Raw genomic sequence first — 22,190 nt, 5'->3', positions numbered from 1 at the left:
TGCGGATCGCACTACGGCAAGCGGTAGCAACCTGAGCGGTTTGTAAATCGCCCCCTAAACTTAATTCTAGTAAAGCATCAGCCCGATCCTCCCGTTCTTTTAGTAGAACAGGAATACTACGAATTGCCCAAGAGCGATCGCCAAAACTAGCAACTTCTAATCCTAAACGTTGTAATTGTTCGATTTGTCGAGTAGTTAACTGATTTAAGATGATCGGAGTATCTAACGGCACGATTTCCCAGTTATCCTCTAAACGTTCGTACAAAACCCGCTCATGGGCAATATGTTGTTCCACTAACCATAATCCGTTAGGATGTTCGGCAACTATATAAGTTTGGTGAATTTGAGCTAATGCCTTTAATTCCAGCCGATTTTTCCTGGATTTCTCCCCTATTATATAGGTGCTTTTTTCTTCGGCAGCCTTGAGAATTTGACTGACGCGCTGATTTTGCGCTTTTTCGGGTATATGTTCGGGATTTAGTCCTAAAGCCTTGTCTATGGCTGAAATTATCTGTTCTTGCCAAAAAACGAGGTTATGCAGGTATATTTCCGCTTTAGCTGGGTGACGATTCCAATCGATCGAACGAGGGTTAAGATGTAGATGGAGAAAACAAACGGGATAGCGATCTTTAGGGACTGTACGAGCGAAAGCTTGAAATATTGCCTGTTCTAACTCGGATGAGCGCACCATTCGCCCATTAACAGCAATTTTAACCCAATCCGGTTGATGGCGAGAAATGCGATCGGGCAAACCAATGACTAATTCAATTTGGGCAGATTCTGCGTCAGGAGTCGTTAAGTCAAGTTTTAGGGCTGCTAAATCGTTAAAATGCAGAGATTTAACTAATTGCGGTAATATTTGACTGGCATCCTTACCCGGACTAATGCGTAACCAATCTTGATGATCTTGGAAAACCTGCCAAGTAATTTGGGGATGACAGAGAGCAAAATTATGAATTAAAGTCTGTATATCCTTTAATTGTTTGTTAATTGACGGTAAAGCTTGACGACGCACAGGAAAGTTACCAAAGAGATTTTCTACCGTGACGATAGTGCCGATAGCTATAGGAATCGTTTCTAAATTATCCGGCTCACCCTGGTGATTGTAAAGACAATAACAACCTAAATCATCGTCATGACGACTGGCAACCCGCAGACGCGCCACCTGTGCGATACTGTGCAAAGCTTCACCACGGAATCCGAGACTGGTAATCTGCCAAAGATCGTCCCGTTGGCGGATTTTGCTGGTACTGTGGGCATAGCTACACAGTTGCAAATCTTCTCTAGACATTCCCCTACCGTTATCCGATACTTGTATTCGCCAATTTTGGGGAGATATATCGATGGTAATCCTATCTGCCCCCGCATCAATGGCATTTTCGACTAATTCCCGCACCACAGCGCCTAAAGAGTCGATTACCTCTCCTGCGGCAATTAAATCGATTACGTCTTGGGGTAAAACTTGTATGGGCAAGGTCATCAATTAATGGTTTTAGCCAAGGGCAAACTCGATATATTGTCGCACAGGGGGTGCATGATTAAGGACTCCGCTCCCTAGCAATTTATCGGCGATCGCTGCTTCCTTACCATCCCGCTGCACCGATCAAATATAGCGATAGTCCTGGAGCAAGTCCAATGAGTTATACCAATTCTCCAAAGTCTGACTACAGAAGTTTAATCCCCCTAAATCCCCCTTAAAAAGGGGAACTTAAAGGGGGATTTAAATTCGATGTGTAGTTTTCATTTAGAGAAATGGTATTAGGTTGACGTCAGGAAACCCAACAATAGACCCAAGGAAACCCAACAAAAAGATTCAGACGGATTTAGGTGTTGGGTGTTGGGTGTTGGGTTTCGTTCCGACGATCCAACCTAGAAAACGAGGCGATCGCTCTATTCATAGCCAATCGGCGCCGGAAAGATGATTTCTTCATTTGCGCCCCAGTCAATCTGATAGATTTCTGGCTCTTCTGGTTTCTGTGTGGAAACGAGGTCTATACTGATAGTTTCTTCGACAAAATAGTCCTAAAAGTGTTACCCGATAAGCATTTCACGATTCCATAAGCAAAAATTATCACACAAAGTCGAGAAGAGCCGATTTCTTGTTGAACATAACGGTGAAAACTGGAATATTCCCAAGCTGAAGGAGCATTAACTAATCGATGTTTTACGGGATTATAATGAATGTAATCTACATGAAAAATGAAATCTTGCTCGTTTTTTATTAAGTGTTCCCAGAACCGTCTTTGCCAGATAGTTTGTTCTTTTTTATTCTCTCTCGAAGTAGTCATGTTTCCGTAATATTGTGAATCGCAGTTACGACTAAAATAGCTTTTTATTAAACGCCAACGAGTGGAAAAATTGGCATCACCTTCGGGTAAAGTCCAAATGCAGTGCAGGTGGTCGGGTAAAATGAAAATGGCATCGATTGTGAATGGGTGACGTTGCATAACGTAGCGAAATGCTTCTCGCAAGAGGGAGATATTTTCTGGTTCGCACAAGAATTTTTTACGCTTGTGAGTGACAAGAGTAAAAAAGTAAGTTCCTCCCTCAATTTTTGCCCTTCGATACTGCATAATAAATATTGATTATTCTGGCGCATAATCCCCCTTGTCGGTTGGATTGACCAAAGGAAAACCCAACAAAGCATAACTGGTGGATTTGTTGGGTTTCCTTGCGTCAACCCAACCTACAAAATTAGACTTTGATTAAGTATTGACTGATTCTAGATGCCTTAAAATCTGTTCTCTTAAATTATCCAAATAATTCTCTACCACATCCCAAACTGTATTAAGGTCAATTCCTCCTAAATAATCATGTACTAAAATATTCCTAAAACCAGAAATATTACGCCAGTCAACATCGGGAATATTTGCCTTTAATTCCTCCGAAAGCCGTTGAGTTGATTCTGCCAAGGTTTGTAAGCGTCTAATGATAGCATCACTCATCATTGAATTAGCAAAAAACTCCAGTTTTCCTCCTTGGGAATACTCCTTAATTTTATCAATACAGTCTAAAATGTATCCAAGATAAACTTGATCGGCTCTTCTGGTTTCTGTGTGGAAACGAAGCCTATACTGATAGTTTCTTCGGCAAAATAGTCGTAAAAGTCTTTCTCCGTCAACATTTCACGATTCCATAAGCAAAAATTATCACACAAAGTCGAGAAGAGCCCTTGATCTTCATTCATAACTTAATTGCCTCCTTTAAAATTCGCTGTTTAATTAGATGATGAAGGCTTTTTTCAGTTACTACATCCACTTTACACCCTAAGAGATCCTCTAAATCAACTAATAATCCACCGGGAAACCAAGGGGATGTTTTAGCTAAATCATAATCAATTAAAAAATCAATATCACTATTTTCGGTTTCCTCACCTCTAGCAACGGAACCAAATACACGCACATTAAAAGCACCATGTTTGGTGGCAATTTTTAGGATATCCTCTCGTTTGTCTTGTATGAGTTGTTTTAGGGTCATAAAATAACATCCATCGCGAAGGTTTTTAATGAACAATTAACAGACTAGACTAGAAAAAACTAAATACTGATAACAATTATCCTAGGTTGAATTGACCCAAGGAAACCCCACAAAAAGCCATGAGAAGCGATCGCCTATTCAGACGGATTGAGGTGTTGGATGTTGGGTTTCGCTCTCCCCTAAAATTGAGAGGTTTTCTTTAACCTATTGATTCGCTCAACCCAAGAAAAAGGACTAGACCGCGCCTAATAGCCGTAGGATTTCCATAACCGCTTCATATAACGCCGTGTTTCCTTGCTGGCGGAACAGTTCGGCGGCTTGTCGGAAATCTCTGATCGCTTTTTCCGTTTCTTGTCGAGAGTAATAAAGAACCCCCCGATTGGCGTAAGCCAGGGCCAATTGGGGATTAATGTTGATCGCCTGATTGTAATCGGACAGGGCGAGGTCAGGTTTCCCCTGTTGTTGGTAAAGATTCCCCCGATTGATGTAAGCTTCGGCCAATCGGGGATTAATGTTGAGCGCCTGATTGAAATCGGACAGGGCGAGGTCTGGTTTCCCCTGTTCTTTGTCAAGAAGCCCGCGATTGTTGTAAGCCTGGGCATCTCGGGGATTAATGTTGATTGCCTGATTGAAATCGGACAGGGCGAGGTCGGGTTTCCCCTGTATGGCGTACAGAACCCCCCGATTCAGATAACCATCGGCATCTCGGGGATTAATGTTGAGCGCCTGATTGAAATCGGACAGGGCGAGGTCGGGTTTCCCCTGTTCGCCGTAAAGAAGCCCCCGATTGACGTAAGCACGGGTGTCCCGGGGATTAATGTTGATCGCCTGATTGTAATCGAACAGGGCGAGGTCTGGTTTCCCCTGTCCGGCGTAAAGAAACCCGCGATTGTTGTAAGCCAGGGCCAATCGGGGATTAATGTTGATCGCCTGATTGTAATCGGACAGGGCGAGGTCAGGTTTCCCCTGTTGTTGGTAAAGAAGCCCGCGATTGAGGTAAGCCTCGGCGTATCGGGGATTGATGTTGATCGCCTGATTGTAATCGGACAGGGCGAGGTCGGGTTTCCCCTGTCCGGCGTAAAGAAACCCGCGATTGTTGTAAGCCTCGGTATAGTTAGGATCGAGTTCGATCGCTTTGGTGAATTCAGCGAGGGCGAGATCGTATTTTTCTTGTTGGATGTAGCCAACTCCCCGGTTATAGTAGCCGATTGCGTCTTGATTGTTCCCTTGAGCGATCCGGGTTTCGGCTGGTTGTCGGCTCTCTAGCGCCATGACGGGGCGAACAGTCGCGAGGGTGGAAAGGCTGATTAGGCTAAGGGTGGTAAGAAGGGCAAAGGATTTCATGGCTAGTTCCTCACTGGGGATGATTTTAAATTCTACTTAGGGTTGGCTGAAAAAGTTTTTCCCGGGGGCAGGGTGTGGAGTGTAGATCACGCCAAGGGTTGGCAGTTTTTGATTGCAAAAAAGCCTAAAAATATTATCCAACAAGGTTTTTAGATTTATTCAGCCAGCCCTACTTATACTAAATCTGGTTATTAAAAACTGATGATTTATTCTCCGTTTTGCCTCTTGCCTCTTGCCTCATCTCAATAAGCAATTTAAATGCGCGGGCAGTTTACCTAGCAGCAGTCAAAGGCAATCAACCAACTCTTAACGATAAGATTCAAGCTCTAAGTATAGAGGACAATTTTAAAATAAGTATTGAAAACAAGGACAGCAAAAAACTTGAACAACAAAAACTAGAACAGCAAGGGATGGGAGCAACCCCATCCCCAAACTAGACAATTATGCTATTCTTTTTTATACATCACCTCCACCACGGTATGAACGTTACCTCTGGGATGAAAATCCCCCTTAACTTTCATCTGCAAGGGTTCGCAAGCGGCCACCAAATCATCTAAAATTTGGTTAATTGCTTCTTCGTGGGAAATATAACGATCGCGATAACTATTAATATAAAGTTTAATCGCCTTTAATTCCATCACCTTTTGATCGGGAACGTAGCTAAGATAAATAGTGGCAAAATCGGGATAACCGGAAAAGGGACACTTACAGGTATATTCCGGCAGAGTAATATGAATATCGTAATTTCTGCCGGGGCGTGGATTGGGGAAAGTAATTAATGTTCCTTCAGCAATTTCTCTTTCCCCGTACTTAACTTCAATTTTTTCGGAAGACTGAACCATGTTTTTTTCCTAACTAGACACTGTTTCCTATCATAGCTGGAATATTCTCTCAAGAGGTGTTACCGAATCAAGAGATGAATAGTAACTCCTGCATCCTCTTGACAAATTAGCTTAGTCCTGGGTTGAAAGAGTGCCGAGAAGACAGTTGAGACTGAAAATCAGCCAGACCCAACTTTTCAGGTAAAAAATGCTCTATGATTAACCCTAAAGGTACTGTAAAACTGGTTTCATGCTCTCCGAGATTAAAAACATAGCCGAGAGTCTCGCACCCCGATTAGTGGAGATTCGCCGCCACATTCACGCGAATCCAGAGTTAAGCGGGCAAGAATATCAAACTGCCGCCTATATTGCCGGGGTTTTGTCTTCCTGTGGTCTATCGGTGCAGGAAGCGGTGGGAAAAACGGGAGTTAAGGGAGAATTGGCGGGAAAAGGCAGTGATCGAAGGATTTTAGCCATCCGGGCCGATATGGATGCCCTACCGATCCAAGAAAAGACCGATTTAGACTTTGCTTCGCGTAAACCGGGGATTATGCACGCCTGCGGTCACGATGTTCATGCTACCGTCGGTTTAGGGGCGGCGATGGTGCTTTCCCGTCTCTCGGAACCTTTGGGGGGAAAAATACGCTTTCTCTTTCAACCAGCAGAGGAAATCGCCCAGGGGGCCAATTGGATGATCCGGGAAGGGGTGATGCGGGATGTCAGCGCCGTTTTCGGGCTGCACGTTTTCCCCTCGATTCCGGCCCGATCGATCGGGGTTCGTTACGGGGCCTTAACTGCGGCTGCCGACGATCTGGAGATTTTTATTCAAGGGGAATCCGGCCACGGGGCCCGGCCCCACGAGGCGATCGATGCTATCTGGATCGCTTCGCAAGTAATCACCACTTTGCAACAGGCAATTAGTCGGACTCAAAACCCTTTGCGTCCCATTGTCCTCACCATCGGCCAGATTAGCGGTGGTCGCGCCCCCAACGTCATCGCCGATCAGGTACGCATGGCAGGAACAGTGCGATCGCTGCACCCAGAAACCCACGCCCATCTCCCAGAATGGATCGAGAGTTTGGTCACGAATGTCTGTAGCACATATAACGCTAAATGTCAAGTAAATTATCGTCGGGGTGTGCCATCGGTACAAAATGACCAATTTTTAACTCGTTTGGTGGAAGAAGCTGCTTTAGAAGCTTGGGGACAGGATCGGGTTTTAATTCTCTCGGAACCCTCCATGGGGGCCGAGGATTTTTCCCTTTATTTGCAACAGGCCCCGGGGACAATGTTCCGTCTGGGAGTGGGTTCTCCTCACCTCCTCAATCCCCCCCTTCACCATCCGGAATTTTTAGTGGATGAGTCGGCAATTCTGACGGGAGTGATTACTTTAGCCTACGCGGCCTATAAATATTGGCAAAGGGAAGATTAAACCGGTTTTTCAAGATAATTTTATGGAAATTTGGCAAGATTTAGCTATTATAGCTTGGACAGAATTGCTGCTGGATAGTTATGAACAGTTAATCGGGCGATCGCTGTTGCCTCGGATCGGTACTGGCAAAGAACAGAGTAAAATGCTCTTTTATGCCCCTTTTGTGCTGGTTTCCCACGGTACGCAAACTAATCCGATCTTCAATTATGGTAATCGCGGTGCCCTCGATCTCTGGGGTTTAACTTGGCCAGAATTATTAACAACTCCTTCGCGAGCAACGGTAGAGGGAGAGGAACCCGCCCAAGAACGCCAAAAAATGCTGGATTTAGTCAAAAAACAGGGCTATATCAACGATTATCACGGGGTAAGGATCACGAAAAACGGTCAACTATTTCGCATTGAAAAAGCGATCGTTTGGAATATCATCGATCGTGATGGTATTTACTGCGGACAGGCTGCCACTTTTGCCGATTGGATTTTTCTCTGATTTAAGCTGTACTACCTTTAAACTCCGTCCCCACTTCCCCACTTCCCCACTTCCCCACTGTATAGCCCCAATATGACCAACTCAGACCGAATTATTGTTCCTCTTGATGTGCCGGATTTAGAATCAGCGATCGCAATGCTCGATCTGTTGCCGGAAGTCAATTTTTGGAAAGTGGGACTAGAATTATTTGTCAGTAGCGGTGCAGAAATTCTAGGGATTCTGCAAGAAAGACAAAAAAAGAGCTTTCTCGATCTTAAATTCCATGATATTCCCAATACGGTCGCCGGGGCCTGTCGTTCCGCCAGTCGCTATCAAGTGGATTTACTCACCCTGCACGCAACAGCCGGACGGCAAGCAATGACGGCGGCTAAGGAGGCAATTTCTGACCTGCTATCGCCGCCAAAACTTCTCGCTATCACCGTTTTAACCAGCCTTAACGCCAGGGAATTAGCCCTCGACCTCAAAATTCCCCTAGAACTATCGGAATATGCCTTAAATCTGGCATTATTGGCCAAAGAATCGGGAATTGATGGGGCGGTTTGTTCTCCCCAAGAAGTGGCGCAATTGCGTCGCGTCTGTGGAGAGGATTTTCTCTTAGTTTGCCCCGGAGTTCGTCCCTCCTGGTCAAGCAAAGGGGATCAAAGTCGGGTGATGACTCCGGCCCAAGCGCTTAAAGCTGGGGCTGATTATCTAGTAATTGGACGACCGATCACTGGTGCGGAGGAGCCAAAGGTAGCATGGACAAAAATTTGTCACGAATTAGCCGATATTTAGGGGTATTGCTGGTTATTTTCGGGATTAACTCGCCAGCAGTTAGTCGTCCTCTTTCTAGCTGTCCAGAGAATTTAAATCTTTTAGTCGATCGCCTCTTGTCAGATTTACCCGGTTATGCTAACCGAGTTATGACCCGCTCCCAAATCGACCAAAAATTATCTACACCAGTTTTTGTGATTATTGCCGGTCGTCCCGAATTTGCACCCCTACCTTTAAGTGCTAATCAATATTCCGGTCAAATTGCCGATGACACTCAACAGGTTTTTTTTACAACTTTAGAGCGTCAGTATGGCAAAAATCGCTCTCTCACTCTCCAGAATTATCACTGGTTATTTTTAACTAAAACTGGGGAAGGATGGCGATTAGTGACGATTTACAGTCAATTAGCTGCCCTTGAACCCGCTCAAGTCCCCTTACCTCCCCTAGAAACCAGTCAAGGCACCATCGGCCAAGCGGTGCGTCTCTGGCTGCGGGACTGCGAAGCGGGGACATTGCGCTAAATTCGCTCGGCCAAAACAAAGCGATCGAAACCTGCTAGGTCATTAATAATCTGAATTTGTCGATAATTGCCCTGATTTTCCAGCATTTGCGCTACTTTTTCCCCTTGACCGGCTCTCATTTCCACTAGCCAAAGGCCTCCCGATCGCAGATAATCGGGAGCAGTGGCCACTAGATAGCGCAGCGCGGTCAATCCGTCTTCACCCCCATCGAGGGCCAAACGGGGTTCATGTTCCCGCACTTCAATTTGTAGGTCGAGGATTTCTGCACTGGGAATATAGGGAGGATTGGACACCATACCGCTAATCTGTCCTTTCCACTTCTCTAGGGGTGTCCACCAAGAACCCTGTTTTAAGATAATTCTGTCGGCAAAACCCGTCTTGATGATATTTTCTTTGGCGATCGCTAAAGCCGTTTGACTGTAATCAATAGCATAGATCTCTGCTTTTGTCAAGATACTGGCTAAACCAATAGCGATCGCACCGCTACCGGTTCCCAGATCTACCCAGATTCCCCCGTCGTCTCCTCTGAAGGTTTCTCCAACGATATCGATTAATAACTCGGTTTCGGGACGAGGAATTAAGACTTCTGGGGAGACTTTCAGAGTAAAATCACGCCAGACCACCGATTCGAGCAAATACTGCAAGGGAACCCTTGCCTTAAGGCGTTTTTGCCAGCGTTTAGTAATTTCCGACCAAGAATAACTCAAGGGGATTTTTTCTCGTTCGCGAAAGGATTGTAAGCGCAGGGAAAGAGTATCTAAATCTGTCACTGCTTGCAGAAATATATCCACTTCCTTCGGAGATAGTTGCGCTTGCGCTAAATCCGCGATCGCCTGTTGGCGCCATTGACTTAATTCTTGACCGGAAATACTAGCAGACACAAGGCTTAACGATTGGGGGCGGGGGGATTATTGGTATTATTATTAGGGCGTGGCTGATTTGCTGGGGGTTGGTTGGGAGCATTTTGGTTACTATTTGCTCGGATAAAATCAATCGTTTCTTGGCTAGGATAGAGGAGAATTTTAGTTAAAGCTTCATCGTTACTTTGTTGTAGGGTGGCGATGACACTTTCTAAGGGAATAACATCAATTTTCACCGTGGCTGCTTCGGCGGGATTGGCTTTTTTATATTGTTCTACCATTTGCAAAGCGGCGGCTTTTTCAAAGAAGAAAGGAATAAAATCCTGATTATTGCGATTGACCACCAGAAAATTACTCTCTTTTCCTGCTTTCGGCACAAATAAAGGTACACCACCTTGATACTGTTGACCTCTTTCACTGAGCAGTTTTTTCGCCGATTCTACTTCCGACTCTTTGGGAACAAAATCGATAATTAAACGATTTTGATCGGTTTGACTGGTTTGCATTTTATAGACTTGTGCCAAGGAAACAGCCTGAACTTTAACTTTGCTGGCCACTTCAGGATTCTCTTTTTTCAGTCGTTCAAAAAAGTTTTGTGCGTCCTGCTTACTGATAAAAACCCCCGTGAATTTCTGTTCTTTTTCTACGGCAATTAAGGGAACTCCTTGATCATCGGCAATAGCGAAGACAGGTACAGACTGCAAGGTTTTGACGATTTGTTCTTCTGGTAAAGCGAGTGCTTTAGAATAGCTGCCCAGCAGCGAAGTCAACATTGTCGTTCCTACTAAACCAAGAGTTGCCGTCCAACGAATGAGAGATTTCATCAAAATAATTACCTCGTTATTACTATTAACCAATATTTGCCGTTAATCTGAACTATATCGTCTGCTTAACTCCTCCGATTAGGAGTTTTCTGATGAATAACCAGCCCCAAAAGTTCCCTTTATTGGCTTGGTTCTGAACTATCATAGCTAAAAAGATCCGCACTTGGTGAGATGAGGTGGCAGCGTCAGCCCGGAAACAGGAACAATTTACGGGCTGATCTGGGAAATAATAGGGATTAATTAGATTTTTTAAGTTAAATTCTCAGAAAAAATCCCTTTAGCTCTGGTTTAAGCTGGCTTTTACCCTAATAAGCCCCAACTTGAGCTCAAAAGGCATCCTTTTGTCTGAATCAGTTAGTCAACGGGCCACCTTTTGATCTTGGCACTACTAATGACTTTCCGAGAGATGGTGCGGATGGGCGATCGCTAACCGCAGCCATTGATAGGAAACTAGATTTAAAATCAGTCCGATGATCAATAAAATTGCCATGAGAGCAATTTGATACCAGGCGATCGGTCTGACCAAAAGATCGGCGATCAGATGGGCTAGATTCAAGACAGAATAGAGAATTGTCAGCCAGAAATGGACTTTTCGCAAGGAGCGACTTTCGCTAAAATTGACCCCGATAATCGCTAACATTGGCAGCAAAAAAAAGAGCAACATTCCCCAGAAAATCGGATCGAGATTGCTGGTTTGATGACTCTCGACGATCGATTGACCATGGAAGAGTGGCATTAACCCCAGTTGGGTGTGAAATAGAGTTCCCAAGAGGAATGTTGTCCAGAGAGCGGCAATTTTTTCGGGATATTTCGCTGTTTTCACGGTAATTATCCTCGGAATTAGTTAAATAAAAGCTCGGGCTAGGTGAGAAAGTATTCTTAAATTGTTCCTAATCACTACATTCCAGAAAAAGTTGCTGTATTTAAAAGGTCAATTTAAGTCTGAATGGCATCACTATCTGATCCATCGAAGTCTCACTCCGAAGTCTCACGGCCGAAACCTGATTCCTCACCTAACGGAAGATTTTTGATTTTTGCAAGAGGTCTAATGTTCATTTGACTTAGACTAATAGGCAACCACATATATTATATCCCATGCGGCAATTTCTCTATATTTAATAAATCTTGACATTTCTCTCCCCAACTAGCGATTCAGATTTTGGAGTTTTTGGGGACTTCCAGGGTTTTGATCTCTCGAATGATAGGAGTGAGTGCTGCTAAATCAGCGACTGCTTAGGGTGTAATAGCAAATCTATTTTTAATAGTTTGATAACTCCCAATCTAACTTTAACTTCCCACTATCCTATAACTTATTAAACAGGATTTAGTATTGGCTGATTTTACCTTCGATCTCCCCTGCCACCCTTAATAAAGGAAGTGCCGATCCCCCCTTAATCTCCCCTTGATAAAGGGGGGAAATCTGACAACTTTTAACATCTACCTACTTACTAGGTTGATTTTGCCCGGGCCAGCCAATGGAGGTTAAAGATTGCTTGATAGATGGGATTATGGACCCGCAGCTGGCCCTGATCTTTGATCACTAACCCTGATAAAAGTAACTCTTTTTCTGGGGGGCTATCCTCGGCAATCACCTCTTTTTCCCTTAAAATCCGTTCATAGAGTCTCAGGAGCAACTGGGAGCGATGACTGTTGAGAAGCCGATCGCGAATAGTCCGCAGATGTTCCGGTTCATCCTGAGCCTCCCAATTGCCAATGATCTTCTTCTGTACTAAGTCCTCAATCCAGGAGGCCTCACTATTGGGGGGAATCGGCGAGGTGGCGGTGCGAATTAACTGACAGAGTTTTTGGGTCAGAAAAGGTTGACCGTTTGTCCAGGCAAAGACTTCTTTTAAGACAGTTTGCGGGTTACTAAATTTCTCGGCCAATCCGCGCAGTAAAGGCTGGGCTTCGTGTTCCTTAAAACCCTCCAATTGAATCGAATGACCGATATTAAAAGGAGTGATTTGGTGGTCGGTAATTAAATCGGAGGGGGTGACAACACCGAAGAAAGCGAAGGTCAAACGCCGATAGAGCGGGTTAAAACCGCGCTGGTTATAGCAGGAACGAATCAGGGCAAAAAAGTCATTAACCGCAAAATTTAAGCCCAAAACGCTATCGATTTCATCGATAAAAATCGCAATCGGTTTCGGGGGAGAACCTTCCACTATCCCCACTTCCAGCAATAACACCTCTTCGATAAATTCCCCCAAGCGCTGCACTGCCGAGACATCTTCCCGTTCTTGCCACCAAGCTTTCAGATTGACCCTTTTGAGCAGGCCAAAACGTCGTCCTAACTCGAAGGCTATCCCCTTGTACCATTGGTCGGGAGTGACATTTTCGCTGCCGATACGGGTTAAATCAATGGGAGCGCAACAGATGCCCTCGTGTTGGAGGTGATCGATCATGCGTACCATTAAACTAGACTTACCCATTTGACGGGGATTGAGAACATAGCAAAAATCGCCGCGTTTGAGGGCTTTATAGAGATAACGGTCGGCGGCGCGGACCACGTAGGTGGGTGCATCCATAGGCAAACTGCCCCCCACTTGGTAGTCAAAGGTGCTAGATTCTTCGGTACTTCTGAGCAGTTCATTTTCAAACAGTAATTCTGCTTGGGTGGCCTTGAGAATTTCTAGGGTTTGGCTGAGTTCCAGGGTGCGCTCCCGCACTTTCTGTTCTAGGGTGCGGCTATACTCGGCTAATTCTTCGGTAAAGCGAATCCGTTCCGCTTCCGCCTGTTTTCGTTCGCTAATATCGGTAAAAGCGGTGATCGCATAGATAATTTCTCCTTTTTCGTCAAAAACGGGCGTGGCATACACTTCTAGGGGGATAATCTTCTCTCCTTGGTGAACTTCTATATCATCCACCGTGTTTTTTTCCCCCCTTAAAGCTCGGACAATCGGATGGTATTCTGTGGGATACAATCGATCGGTTCCAGCTTGATATAACTGATAGGTTTCCCCCAACTGATTAGCCGTGGTGATATTAACTATCTCTTTTCCTAAAATCTCTTGGGCAGTTTGATTGGCGTAGTAGGGTTGACTGTCGGCATCGAGGACAAATACCCCCACTGGCATGGCTTCTAAAAATTGCGCTAGTTGTCTCTGTTTAGCTTTGATTTCGGCGTAGAGTTTGGCGTTAGTAATTGCGATGGCAGCTTGGCTAGAGAGCAGTTGCAGCACTTCCAATCTTTCTTGGGTAAAAGCCCCGACGGTGAGATTATTTTCTAGATAGACAATTCCCCGCAGTTGTCCTTGGTCGAGTAGGGGTGTGCAAAGCAGCGATTTGGTTTGATGGATTTTAATATAGGGATCGTTGCTAAAATTGCCCTGATGGGCAGCATCGTTATTAAGAACGGTTTGACCGCTCCGGGCCACATAGTTAATAATTGAGACGGGAAGATGTTCTTCGATCGCATTAGATTTAAAGACTGTCACCCTATCTTCCTGCACTGAACCGGAGGCTTCGATCGATAGTTGTCCGCCGCTTTCTAGGATAAGATAGCCCAGCTGCGCCCCAGCATTTTCGATGAGAATTTTCATCAGGGTGGCGAGTAATTGATCTAAAACTATCTCACTAGAAATGGCTTGGGATGCTTTCATAATCGTGGCTAAATCTAACAGTTCTCCCGCATGACTAACTGAATTTTTTCTGGTGGTAGTTCTCGTGGTTTCGGTCAGGGAATTGGAACCATAATTATTGACCATTAACTGAGAATAGCGGCTTTCTATATCTTTGACTTTAGCTGTTGCTCCCCAAAGAGAATAGAGATAGGCAGCTTCATTGATGTAGGTTTTGGCAATTTTTACTTTACCCCAATCGAGATAGAATTTCGCCGCTAGTTCGTTAGCCAGTGCTTCTTCATTAATGTATTCATTTTCCCTGGCTTTAGCGATGGCTAGATCGTAGTTTTCTATGGCTTCTAGATAGGATTCCTGCACTCGATCCTTTTCCGCTGCCACTAAATAAAATTTATGAAGATAGTTAGAGGGGGCTTGATTAGCCCATTCCTGTTGCTTTTTCTGATTATTCGTCACTCGTTCTAATACTTGCTTTTTTTGGTCATTGTCCAGATGATTATAAATAGCTAAATGGGCGAGAGAATCATAGAAGTTATGTAGAGAAATCAATAAAGTAGCGGTGGCTCCTCCTAGATATTGTTGGGCTTGGTTAGCATTTTTAATAGCTTGTTCGTACTGTCCAAATAGATAACAAAGGTATAATTTATTGACAAATAAAGCACAGAGACCATAGAGATCATTAGCCTCTAGATGGTACGGTAACATAAGAGTTTCTTGATAGTACTGTCCTTCTAAATTACCGGGATTTTCCGAGCGCCCCAGCAGATTTAAAACTGTTTGTCCGTAGATTTTTAGATAGTTGCGGGTGTTTTCTTGTTTGAGCTTAACAAAAGCCAGATCATAGTTAGCTATTTCTCTAGCTAATTCGGTTAATTCCTGTCCGATAAAGGCGGAATGAAAACAGTAAAGATAGGCGCAGGTTGTTCCGTAGTAGAGATCGCCCATTTCTAAACCGGTTTGATAGGAAGATTTTAACAAAGACAGGGAATTTTTAATCGGTTCTTTCCAGATACTAATAGTGGCGGAAAAGACGGCAATTATTTTCGGCATCAGGGCTTTGGCATGAAATTTATCAGCAATGTTTAAAGCTAATCGTCCAAATTGATAACCCGTTTCCCAATCTTCTAAAAGACCACAAAGAATTAAGCCATAATTGACATAAGTAAAAGCCGCTAGATAACTATTGCCGTATTCAATTGATAAGTTAACCTGTTTTGATACTAGGATGGGTAAGAGATGAGGTGCGGCAATATAAACAGGAGGAAATATGGCACTCGCTATCTTCATGATTGCTAATTTTTCTTCCTCATTTATCGGCGGTAAATTACTTAAATTTTCGATATTTTGACCCGCTAATTTTTGCCTAGTTTTATTGAGTTCTTCCTGAATATCTGATGATTTTAAGGATTCAGGAATCTCGAAATCTAGGCTTTTGAGGACGGATAAACCAATTTCTACCGCTTTTAGTTCGTGATTTTGGGCTTGATAAGCTTCGATGATGACTTCATAAACTTTCACCTTATCTAGGGTTGTTTTTGCCTGTTTTAACACGAGATTAGCCCAGCACTGCATCTGCTCAAAATCTCCACTTAAATAGGCGATTTCTGTGGCTTCAGAATAAATATCTAAAGTCAGTTGATAGTTATTCTTCCAGCTTGCTTTTTTGAGAAGTTTTTGAGCGATTTTAATATATTTTAAGGCTCCAGTTTGGGCATTAGCGGCTTTTGCCTTTTGGGCTGCTAGTAAATTCAAGTTAGCCACTGACTCTCGTTCTTTTTCCTCGCTAATTAGTTGATAACCAAGATTGAGATGATCGACTATTTTAAAAATTTTTTCCGATAATTCATTGGCGGCAGTATGCTGCCAAAGTAGGCGACCAATTTTTAGGTGAATTAAAGATTTTTTGCTGTCTTCGATGAGAGCGTAAGCTCCTTGTTGAATGCGATCATGAGCAAATTTATATTCTTGAATCAGTAATTGTTCATCCAATTCTGAGAGGGGAATAATTAAACCAGCTTCACTACTATAAGTTAAAATTGGTAAAAGTTCTGGAGGTGATTTTTCAGAGATTACTGCCAGACTATATAAATTAAACTCTGCCCCAAGACAAGCTGCTAAACTTAAAATTTCCTGGGTTTCGGGGGGCAATTTCTGCATTTTGCCCATCATAAATTGAATCAGATTATCGGTACTACCAATCCTTTGAATTTGGCCGAGATGCCATTGCCAATAACCCCTATTATTATCGGTTTTAGTGGTTGTTTGCTGCCCCGGTTGGAAAAATAGCAAATTTTCCCAGTAGATAGTTTTGAGAAATTCATTGACAAAAAAAGGATTCCCGTGGGTTTTTTGCCAGACTAAAGCGGACAAAGATTGCACATATTCGGGTGAATGGTTTAAGGTGTCAGCAATTAACTGATTGACCTGTTCAAGACCCAGAGGTTTTAAAATAACTTGATTGATAATTATGCCCCCCTGCTCTAATTTATCGAGAGTAGCACTTAGGGGATGGGTGGAATTAATTTCGTTACTGCGATAGGAACCAATTAAAAATAAATAGTCCATATCGCCATCGAGCATAATTAATTCTATTAACTGGAGACTAGCCAAGTCTGCCCATTGTAAATCATCGAGAAAGATGACTAAGGGATGTTCTGGGGAACAAAAGACCCGAATAAAATTTTTAAAGACTAAATTAAAGCGATTTTGAGTAGCGATCGCTCCTAATTGTAACACCTCTGGTTGTGGACCGATAATTAATTCTAGTTCAGGAATCACATCAATAATAACCCGTGCATTCGCCCCCAAAGACTTTAAGAGTTTTTGTCGCCATAGTTGCAGTTGTGGCTGACTTTCCCCCAAAAGTTGCTTGACAAGATGAGTCAAAGCGCTAACCACGGCAGCGTAGGGAGTATCGCGCTGAAATTGGTCAAATTTACCAGAGATAAAAAAGCCGCGTTTTTCAGTAATTGGCTGATAAATTTCCCTAACTAGGGTGGTTTTACCCATGCCAGAATAACCCGTAACTAGCATCAGTTCGGTGTGAGAGGAGTTTTTAGCCGCCGTGGCTACCCGTTGAAAAGCAGTGAGGAGAGTGGCGATTTCTGTCTCCCTACCGTAGAGTTTTTGGGGAATTTGGAACTGATTGGCTAGATCTTGCCCAGCGATGACAAAATCCTCAATTTTACCCGTTGTTTCTAGTTGTCTTAAACATTCTTCTAAATCTGCCCGAATACCATAGGCACTTTGGTATCGTTCCTCGGGGGTTTTAGCCATCAGTTTCCTGATGATTGCCTCCACCACCGGGGGAATTTCTTCCCTGACGAGACTATTAATCTCCAGAGGTTGTTTTGCCAGATGACAGTGAACTAATTCCAAAGCATCTTTAGCCCGAAAAGGTAATTGTCCGGTGAGAAGTTCATAGAAGCTAACGCCCAAAGAATAAAAATCTGTACGGTAATCGAGACTGCGATTCATCCGTCCGGTTTGTTCGGGAGAAATATAGGCTAAAGTCCCCTCCAGGACGTTGGGATTTTTTAGCCCCGGATTTTCCCGCTGCAGGACGCTGGCAATGCCAAAATCGATGATTTTAATCTGTCCGGTTTCGGGGTTAAGAACTATATTGGCAGGATTAATATCTTTGTGAATAACCTTGGCGTTGTGAATTTTCTCTAAATTAGCCACTATTCGGGGTGCAAGACTTAAAAAGTCCCTTAAGGCTAGAGTTTTTTTGCCCTCTAGCCATTTTTTTAAGGATACACCCCCGAAATCTTCCAAAATAATCACGGGAGTTCTGCGGTAGGTTTCTAAACCATAGGCTTTAATCGCCTCCTCGAAGTTCAGGCCGCAGATGGTTTTATACTCCTGTTTGTAATGGGTTAGTTCTTGTGCGGTTGGATATTCTTGCTTGAGGATTTTGAGCATAACCGGTTGATTATCGACGGTGCGAATGGCCCGATAGACTTCCGAGTTAACACTTTCGTAGATTTGGGCAAGAATGTCGTATCCGTTGAGAACAATCATTTTTTTACTTGGCGATTGTAAATGGCTGCGGGTTTCCCCAAGAAAAATTCTACGGGAACTAAAACAAGACTCCGCAAGGCTGACAGGACTTGATTTACCTGTGAGACGGAAGGACGGGGAGAAGGCAGCACCTGCTCGAAATACTCGGAATGCAAGGTAAAACCAAAGTGAACATCTTCCGGCAAACTCAGTTTAGCAATCGGTCCGTCCTTGAGATTGTCAGGGTTAAATAACCAAGCTTCTAATACTTTGGTCGGGGTTAAAACCGTCGTCAATAGATAGCCCTGTTCTTGGGGAATAAACTGAATGCTATCTAAAATATAGCCATCGGGACAAACATAAAAATCCAGTAGTCCCCGACCTAAATGTGATACATGAGTATCACTGGCTTTTTTTTCTTGGCTAATCTGTTCAGTTAACTGATTCCAATCCTTATCGAAGGGAACCTTGGCTAATACCGAGGGCAAGTCATGACAGGGAAGTTCGGCATCGCTGAGGATGCGATTACTTTGGTCGCGACAATCCATATACTGACGACGACAGATTAATTCGCGCACATAACCAGCATAAACCTGATAAATGGCGCTGTATCCCTGTTCCAATTCCCGCGGGTCGGCGGTGTAGAGAGTGGTAGAGAACCACCCCGGATGGATGAAAGCTTGTTCGCTCATCACCCTGGCATCTTCGATAACCACTTTGCGCAGCACTCCGGGGTCAAAGGAAAACATCCAGGGGATGCCGTGGTATTCGGGGGGATAACCCTGACCGGTAAAATGTTGGATATCGTCTTTTTCGATCGCTTCGGTTAAACTAATAGTGGCGTTTTGGATGGCCACAAGCTGAATTTGACCGTTGGTACTATGGTAACTACAAAGGAAGTGATAACTGTCGCCATTGAAGGTAATTAATCGCGAGGGAACGGTGGTTTCTTCTTCCTTGAGATCTTGACGGTTAACCAGATAAATTTGAGTTTTCGGATAGGTTTCTTCAGGCTTAATTCTGATACCTAATAGTTTGGCTACTCCCATCTGAAAGGGCATATCGGGAATCATGATATAATCTTCGGTGACGATGACCGAATGGGGGCTACCATCGAGAATACTTCCCTGTAGTTTCCAGGGTTTAAGTTTTTTTTGTTGATCCCAAAGAACAATATACACCGATTTATCTAAATCTTTTAACATACCTCCCGATATAAGTTTTAGCTTTAATTCACAGGTGATAAATTCTTGGGTCTTTTTGTCGTAGAAGGGGTGAGCGGTATTTTCTAGGACTGGGAAAATAGACAAAGGCACGGAAACAATATGTTGGTCAAAATAACCAATCGGAGTGATAGTATCCAGGGAAACCGGATCCACTTCCCAGTAACGTCCCGCATCGGCAGTGAGAATTAATCGGGTTTCTTCTAGTTGTTTATCTTCGGAAACTTTTTCTAGTTTAACCATAGCAGTATTCGCTATTTCTGAACAACCCAAAATGCTGACCACGGCGGGAAAAGTGGCTTGACTAATATTAAATATAGGTAAAACTTTTCGCCAAAAATTATCCCAAGTTTTTAGTTTTTTACTGTAAACGTTAACTTGATTATTTTTACCTTGCAAGTCCCATTTAATAATTACACCTTCGCCAGAGAACAAATGACGGTCATTTTTTCTATGAAAAGGACAGACGATAAAAACGTATCCCGACAGATTTTCCGGCCAATGTCCCTCAGTAATTGTGGCGACTGCCTTATATAAATTGTTCTCATCCGGCCGACCGAGTTGCGAGCGACTAAAATTGCTAACGTTGACAGTATTTTGGACAGTATCTTTGTTTGACATATTCATAAGTAGAGTTTGCGGCAAAAAGTTTGTTGGTGGGGTTAGTAGCCGGTCGTCAGGAGATAGGAGTCAGGAGATAGGAGCCGGTCGTCAGGAGATTATTTTATTTATTCCCCCCACACCCTACACTCTACACCCCACACCCTACACCCTCACTGATAACTGATTACTGTTTACTGATAACTGATAGAGGATTTCACCTCTAAAAAATAGCGTCGATACAATTCATAGCCTGGTACTACTTTATCTCCTGATTGTTTGAGTAGTCCCATACTGCTGAGTTTGTAAGCGAGAATTGGGTCTAATTGTACGGGTTCCACCGCGCTCATCACCCGGTCGAGAGCTTTTGCTAGTTCCGGCTGTTGTTCTAATACCGCCCAATGGCGCCGCAGGTGATGGGCATAGATCCCGGTGACAGAGGTGGCGCTGGTTAATATTTGCGTCATGGTTATTTCCTCCCGACTGAGATAGTAGAGGGCAGTTTGTACCAAAGCTGGATGTCCTCCTACTAGCTCCATCAGTTGTTGGACTTTTTCCTGATTTTCCCAGGTGAGTTGATAACGTTGGGCTAATTGCAATACCTCCTCCAGACTAAAATGACTTAACTGTGCGGGGAATCCCACGTTAAAGGGGGATTGATTGAGCTGCAGGGGAACATAAATTTCTGTGGAATGGACGACGATAAGACGGAGTTTTTGCCAGATAGGTAGGGTTTTGGATTCTTCGTACCAAGAACGCAGCAGCGGTAAAAAATCCTTGGCCACTTGGGGATGTTCAAAAATCTGATTCAGTTCATCGAGAGCGAGGACAATGGGGGCGGTAATCGATTCCAGGAGATAGTCTTGAATGTAAACCGTACAGCTAATCTTGCTACCTAAATCCTCATCCCAATACTCATCTAATTGCGGTTTTAACTGTAGTTGACGGGCGGCATTGGCACATAACCAGCGCAAAAATTGGTTTAAATCAGCCAAAATCGTCTGGTCCACCTGTTCTAAGTTCAAACTCACCGTGCGGTAGCCTTGCTGTTTAGCAAAATCGAGCATTCTCAAAAGTAGGGAGGTTTTGCCCATTTCTTTGGGAGCTTTTATCCGCACTAAAGCCCCCGGTTTCTTGATTTCCTGCCTTATCTGTTCTTCGAGGGGAAGACGTTCTAAATAAAATGGGGAACCAAGGGGAACTGCCCCATTAGGATAGGGGGGTAATGTGTCCAATTTTTCGCTCTTGGCTGCCGAATTAACCGGAATTTTGTCTTGAGGGGGTGTTTTTAGCTCAAAATTCAGGGCGGCGATTTCTTGCCAGTCGAGGCATAATCGACGACAAATTTGTTCAAAAGTGGCCTGTTCTACCGGTTTGCCAGTCAGGAAGTTGCTGACAGTAGCCAGACTAAATTCAGCTTCTTTGGCTAAGGAGCGCTGACTGCTAAAGCCCTGCTTTCTCACGGCTAATTTAACTTGATTGAGGCAGTGTTGTTGTACTCTTAGACGGCTCGATAGGGAATCTCTCATAAGAATTAGGGGTGTGGGGGAATGGGGAGGTGGGGGAATGGGGAAGTGAGGGAATTGAACTAAAACCCCAAAACCCCAAAACCCCAACCCCCAACACCTAAAACCTGTCTCCTGACTGACTTGAAAATGACAATGTGGTCACAAAACCACGGCAGTAGATGGCTGAAGTCAGGAAAAGGCGACAGCCCAACTGGGAAATATTCTAGACCAATTTAAGAGACAACCGGAACAGGCTCAAAAGTAACTTGATAACCAAGCTTCTCTAAACGTTTAACCAGACGTTTTTTCACAAATTTCTCGGTCAAACTGGGCAATCGTCTCGTCAATACTGTCAATCAGACTTAGTAACTGGGCGAGAATAAATTGCTGACCGGGACGCACCCGACCGGAGAGTGCTTCTACCAGCAAATCCTGTTTTTGCCGCAGTCTTCCTTGGGCTAAGGCGGCCATCACTATACTACCAACACAGTTAAGGCTATTTGTGGGGGACAGTAGTCTGTCCTCTGGGGATGATGCCAAATCCCGTCATATTTCATTTTATTGCCAGCCGACACTCGACGAGCGATAACTAATTTTTGATAAGCTAAGAGACGGTAGTGCGAAACGTTTAGGCATGAAATAGAGCTGAAATGCCCGAAATAACCGCCTAGTAAGGTCTTCAGTCCCCTGACTGAATCTAACAGGTCAACCCAGACCAGCCTTATAACTGTTTATATGTCCCGACGTTTAGTATCAC

The 22,190-nt window shown here is 43.9% G+C and carries 19 protein-coding genes; 5 read left to right on the top strand and 14 right to left on the bottom strand.

Going from position 1 to position 22,190, the window contains the following annotated elements; all coding sequences use genetic code 11:
• From mutL to IM507_RS05885, 6 genes are all read right to left on the bottom strand, one after another.
• The coding region (gene mutL, locus IM507_RS05910; RefSeq protein ID WP_287636765.1) for a DNA mismatch repair endonuclease MutL at positions 1-1,480 on the bottom strand (1,480 nt) is incomplete at its 3' end.
• 511 nt (positions 1,481-1,991) lie between these two features.
• Entirely contained in the window at positions 1,992-2,573 is a 582-nt protein-coding gene (locus tag IM507_RS05905; protein ID WP_002734993.1) for an REP-associated tyrosine transposase, read from the bottom strand.
• Between the two features lie 132 nt (positions 2,574-2,705).
• A complete protein-coding gene (locus IM507_RS05900) occupies positions 2,706-3,017 on the bottom strand; it encodes a HepT-like ribonuclease domain-containing protein (protein ID WP_069475422.1) in 312 nt (103 codons plus the stop codon).
• Positions 3,011-3,187, bottom strand: a complete 177-nt coding sequence (locus IM507_RS05895; RefSeq protein ID WP_176721684.1) for a hypothetical protein — start codon at positions 3,185-3,187, stop codon at positions 3,011-3,013. The genes IM507_RS05900 and IM507_RS05895 overlap by 7 nt, the downstream gene beginning before the upstream one ends.
• Positions 3,184-3,477, bottom strand: a complete 294-nt coding sequence (locus IM507_RS05890; RefSeq protein ID WP_002733639.1) for a nucleotidyltransferase family protein — start codon at positions 3,475-3,477, stop codon at positions 3,184-3,186. Before IM507_RS05890 ends, IM507_RS05895 begins: the two co-directional genes overlap by 4 nt.
• Before the next feature lie 234 nt (positions 3,478-3,711).
• A complete protein-coding gene (locus IM507_RS05885; protein ID WP_069475423.1) occupies positions 3,712-4,821 on the bottom strand; it encodes a tetratricopeptide repeat protein in 1,110 nt (369 codons plus the stop codon).
• A gap of 218 nt (positions 4,822-5,039) precedes the next feature.
• Here IM507_RS05885 and IM507_RS05880 point away from each other — a divergent pair, with 218 nt between their 5' ends.
• On the top strand, positions 5,040-5,258 hold the full coding sequence (locus IM507_RS05880) for a hypothetical protein (RefSeq protein WP_002732560.1): 219 nt from the start codon (positions 5,040-5,042) through the stop codon (positions 5,256-5,258).
• A gap of 9 nt (positions 5,259-5,267) precedes the next feature.
• Here the strand turns inward: IM507_RS05880 and queF are convergent, their stop codons facing one another.
• A complete protein-coding gene (gene queF, locus IM507_RS05875) occupies positions 5,268-5,663 on the bottom strand; it encodes a preQ(1) synthase (protein ID WP_002732669.1) in 396 nt (131 codons plus the stop codon).
• A gap of 229 nt (positions 5,664-5,892) precedes the next feature.
• On the opposite strand from queF, the gene IM507_RS05870 reads away from it, so the two are divergent.
• The 4 genes from IM507_RS05870 (at position 5,893) to IM507_RS05855 (ending at position 8,835) form a co-directional block, all read left to right on the top strand.
• Entirely contained in the window at positions 5,893-7,074 is a 1,182-nt protein-coding gene (locus IM507_RS05870) for a M20 family metallopeptidase (protein WP_002733828.1), read from the top strand.
• Between the two features lie 22 nt (positions 7,075-7,096).
• Positions 7,097-7,561, top strand: a complete 465-nt coding sequence (locus tag IM507_RS05865) for an MEKHLA domain-containing protein (protein WP_069475425.1) — start codon at positions 7,097-7,099, stop codon at positions 7,559-7,561.
• Positions 7,562-7,633: 72 nt separating this feature from the next.
• Positions 7,634-8,335 (top strand): orotidine-5'-phosphate decarboxylase, encoded by a 702-nt coding sequence (gene pyrF, locus IM507_RS05860; protein WP_069475426.1) that lies wholly within the window; start codon positions 7,634-7,636, stop codon positions 8,333-8,335.
• Positions 8,299-8,835: a hypothetical protein gene (locus IM507_RS05855; RefSeq protein ID WP_069475427.1), complete on the top strand. Its 537-nt coding sequence runs from the start codon at positions 8,299-8,301 to the stop codon at positions 8,833-8,835. Before pyrF ends, IM507_RS05855 begins: the two co-directional genes overlap by 37 nt.
• Here the strand turns inward: IM507_RS05855 and prmC are convergent.
• The 7 genes from prmC to IM507_RS05820 all read right to left on the bottom strand — a co-directional run bounded on the left by prmC (position 8,832) and on the right by IM507_RS05820 (position 21,904).
• Entirely contained in the window at positions 8,832-9,716 is an 885-nt protein-coding gene (gene prmC / locus IM507_RS05850) for a peptide chain release factor N(5)-glutamine methyltransferase (protein WP_069475428.1), read from the bottom strand. The two genes, IM507_RS05855 and prmC, sit on opposite strands and share 4 nt — an antisense overlap.
• A 5-nt stretch (positions 9,717-9,721) precedes the next feature.
• Entirely contained in the window at positions 9,722-10,519 is a 798-nt protein-coding gene (locus IM507_RS05845; protein ID WP_042790296.1) for a Tic22 family protein, read from the bottom strand.
• Between the two features lie 388 nt (positions 10,520-10,907).
• Positions 10,908-11,342, bottom strand: a complete 435-nt coding sequence (locus IM507_RS05840) for a hypothetical protein (protein WP_002733588.1) — start codon at positions 11,340-11,342, stop codon at positions 10,908-10,910.
• 625 nt (positions 11,343-11,967) lie between these two features.
• Positions 11,968-18,123 carry an AAA family ATPase gene (locus IM507_RS05835; RefSeq protein WP_287636764.1) on the bottom strand — a complete coding sequence of 2,052 codons (6,156 nt, stop codon included), beginning with the start codon at positions 18,121-18,123 and terminating at the stop codon, positions 11,968-11,970.
• Positions 18,120-19,952, bottom strand: coding sequence for a carotenoid oxygenase family protein (locus IM507_RS05830; RefSeq protein ID WP_069475038.1), 1,833 nt, complete (start codon positions 19,950-19,952; stop codon positions 18,120-18,122). Before IM507_RS05830 ends, IM507_RS05835 begins: the two co-directional genes overlap by 4 nt.
• Positions 19,953-20,119: 167 nt before the next feature.
• On the bottom strand, positions 20,120-21,454 hold the full coding sequence (locus tag IM507_RS05825) for an AAA-like domain-containing protein (protein WP_287636763.1): 1,335 nt from the start codon (positions 21,452-21,454) through the stop codon (positions 20,120-20,122).
• Positions 21,455-21,724: 270 nt separating this feature from the next.
• Positions 21,725-21,904, bottom strand: a complete 180-nt coding sequence (locus tag IM507_RS05820; RefSeq protein ID WP_002731657.1) for a hypothetical protein — start codon at positions 21,902-21,904, stop codon at positions 21,725-21,727.
• Between the last annotated feature and the right edge of the window lie 286 nt (positions 21,905-22,190).

Origin of the sequence: Microcystis sp. M20BS1 (genome assembly GCF_020245305.1) — a bacterium.
GTDB classification, from domain to species: Bacteria; Cyanobacteriota; Cyanobacteriia; order Cyanobacteriales; family Microcystaceae; genus Microcystis; species Microcystis ichthyoblabe_A.
This window is presented reverse-complemented; position numbering and strand designations above follow the sequence as displayed.

Bases quoted from the DNA above. Each gene is read 5' to 3' on its own strand.
- IM507_RS05905 (WP_002734993.1), bottom strand. From the start codon at position 2,573: ATGCAGTATCGAAGGGCAAAAATTGAGGGAGGAACTTACTTTTTTACT.
- IM507_RS05895 (WP_176721684.1), bottom strand. From the start codon at position 3,187: ATGAATGAAGATCAAGGGCTCTTCTCGACTTTGTGTGATAATTTTTGC.
- IM507_RS05890 (WP_002733639.1), bottom strand. From the start codon at position 3,477: ATGACCCTAAAACAACTCATACAAGACAAACGAGAGGATATCCTAAAA.
- IM507_RS05885 (WP_069475423.1), bottom strand. From the start codon at position 4,821: ATGAAATCCTTTGCCCTTCTTACCACCCTTAGCCTAATCAGCCTTTCC.
- queF (WP_002732669.1), bottom strand. From the start codon at position 5,663: ATGGTTCAGTCTTCCGAAAAAATTGAAGTTAAGTACGGGGAAAGAGAA.
- IM507_RS05870 (WP_002733828.1), top strand. From the start codon at position 5,893: ATGCTCTCCGAGATTAAAAACATAGCCGAGAGTCTCGCACCCCGATTA.
- IM507_RS05865 (WP_069475425.1), top strand. From the start codon at position 7,097: ATGGAAATTTGGCAAGATTTAGCTATTATAGCTTGGACAGAATTGCTG.
- pyrF (WP_069475426.1), top strand. From the start codon at position 7,634: ATGACCAACTCAGACCGAATTATTGTTCCTCTTGATGTGCCGGATTTA.
- IM507_RS05855 (WP_069475427.1), top strand. From the start codon at position 8,299: ATGGACAAAAATTTGTCACGAATTAGCCGATATTTAGGGGTATTGCTG.
- IM507_RS05845 (WP_042790296.1), bottom strand. From the start codon at position 10,519: ATGAAATCTCTCATTCGTTGGACGGCAACTCTTGGTTTAGTAGGAACG.
- IM507_RS05835 (WP_287636764.1), bottom strand. From the start codon at position 18,123: ATGATTGTTCTCAACGGATACGACATTCTTGCCCAAATCTACGAAAGT.
- IM507_RS05830 (WP_069475038.1), bottom strand. From the start codon at position 19,952: ATGAATATGTCAAACAAAGATACTGTCCAAAATACTGTCAACGTTAGC.
- IM507_RS05825 (WP_287636763.1), bottom strand. From the start codon at position 21,454: ATGAGAGATTCCCTATCGAGCCGTCTAAGAGTACAACAACACTGCCTC.
- IM507_RS05820 (WP_002731657.1), bottom strand. From the start codon at position 21,904: ATGGCCGCCTTAGCCCAAGGAAGACTGCGGCAAAAACAGGATTTGCTG.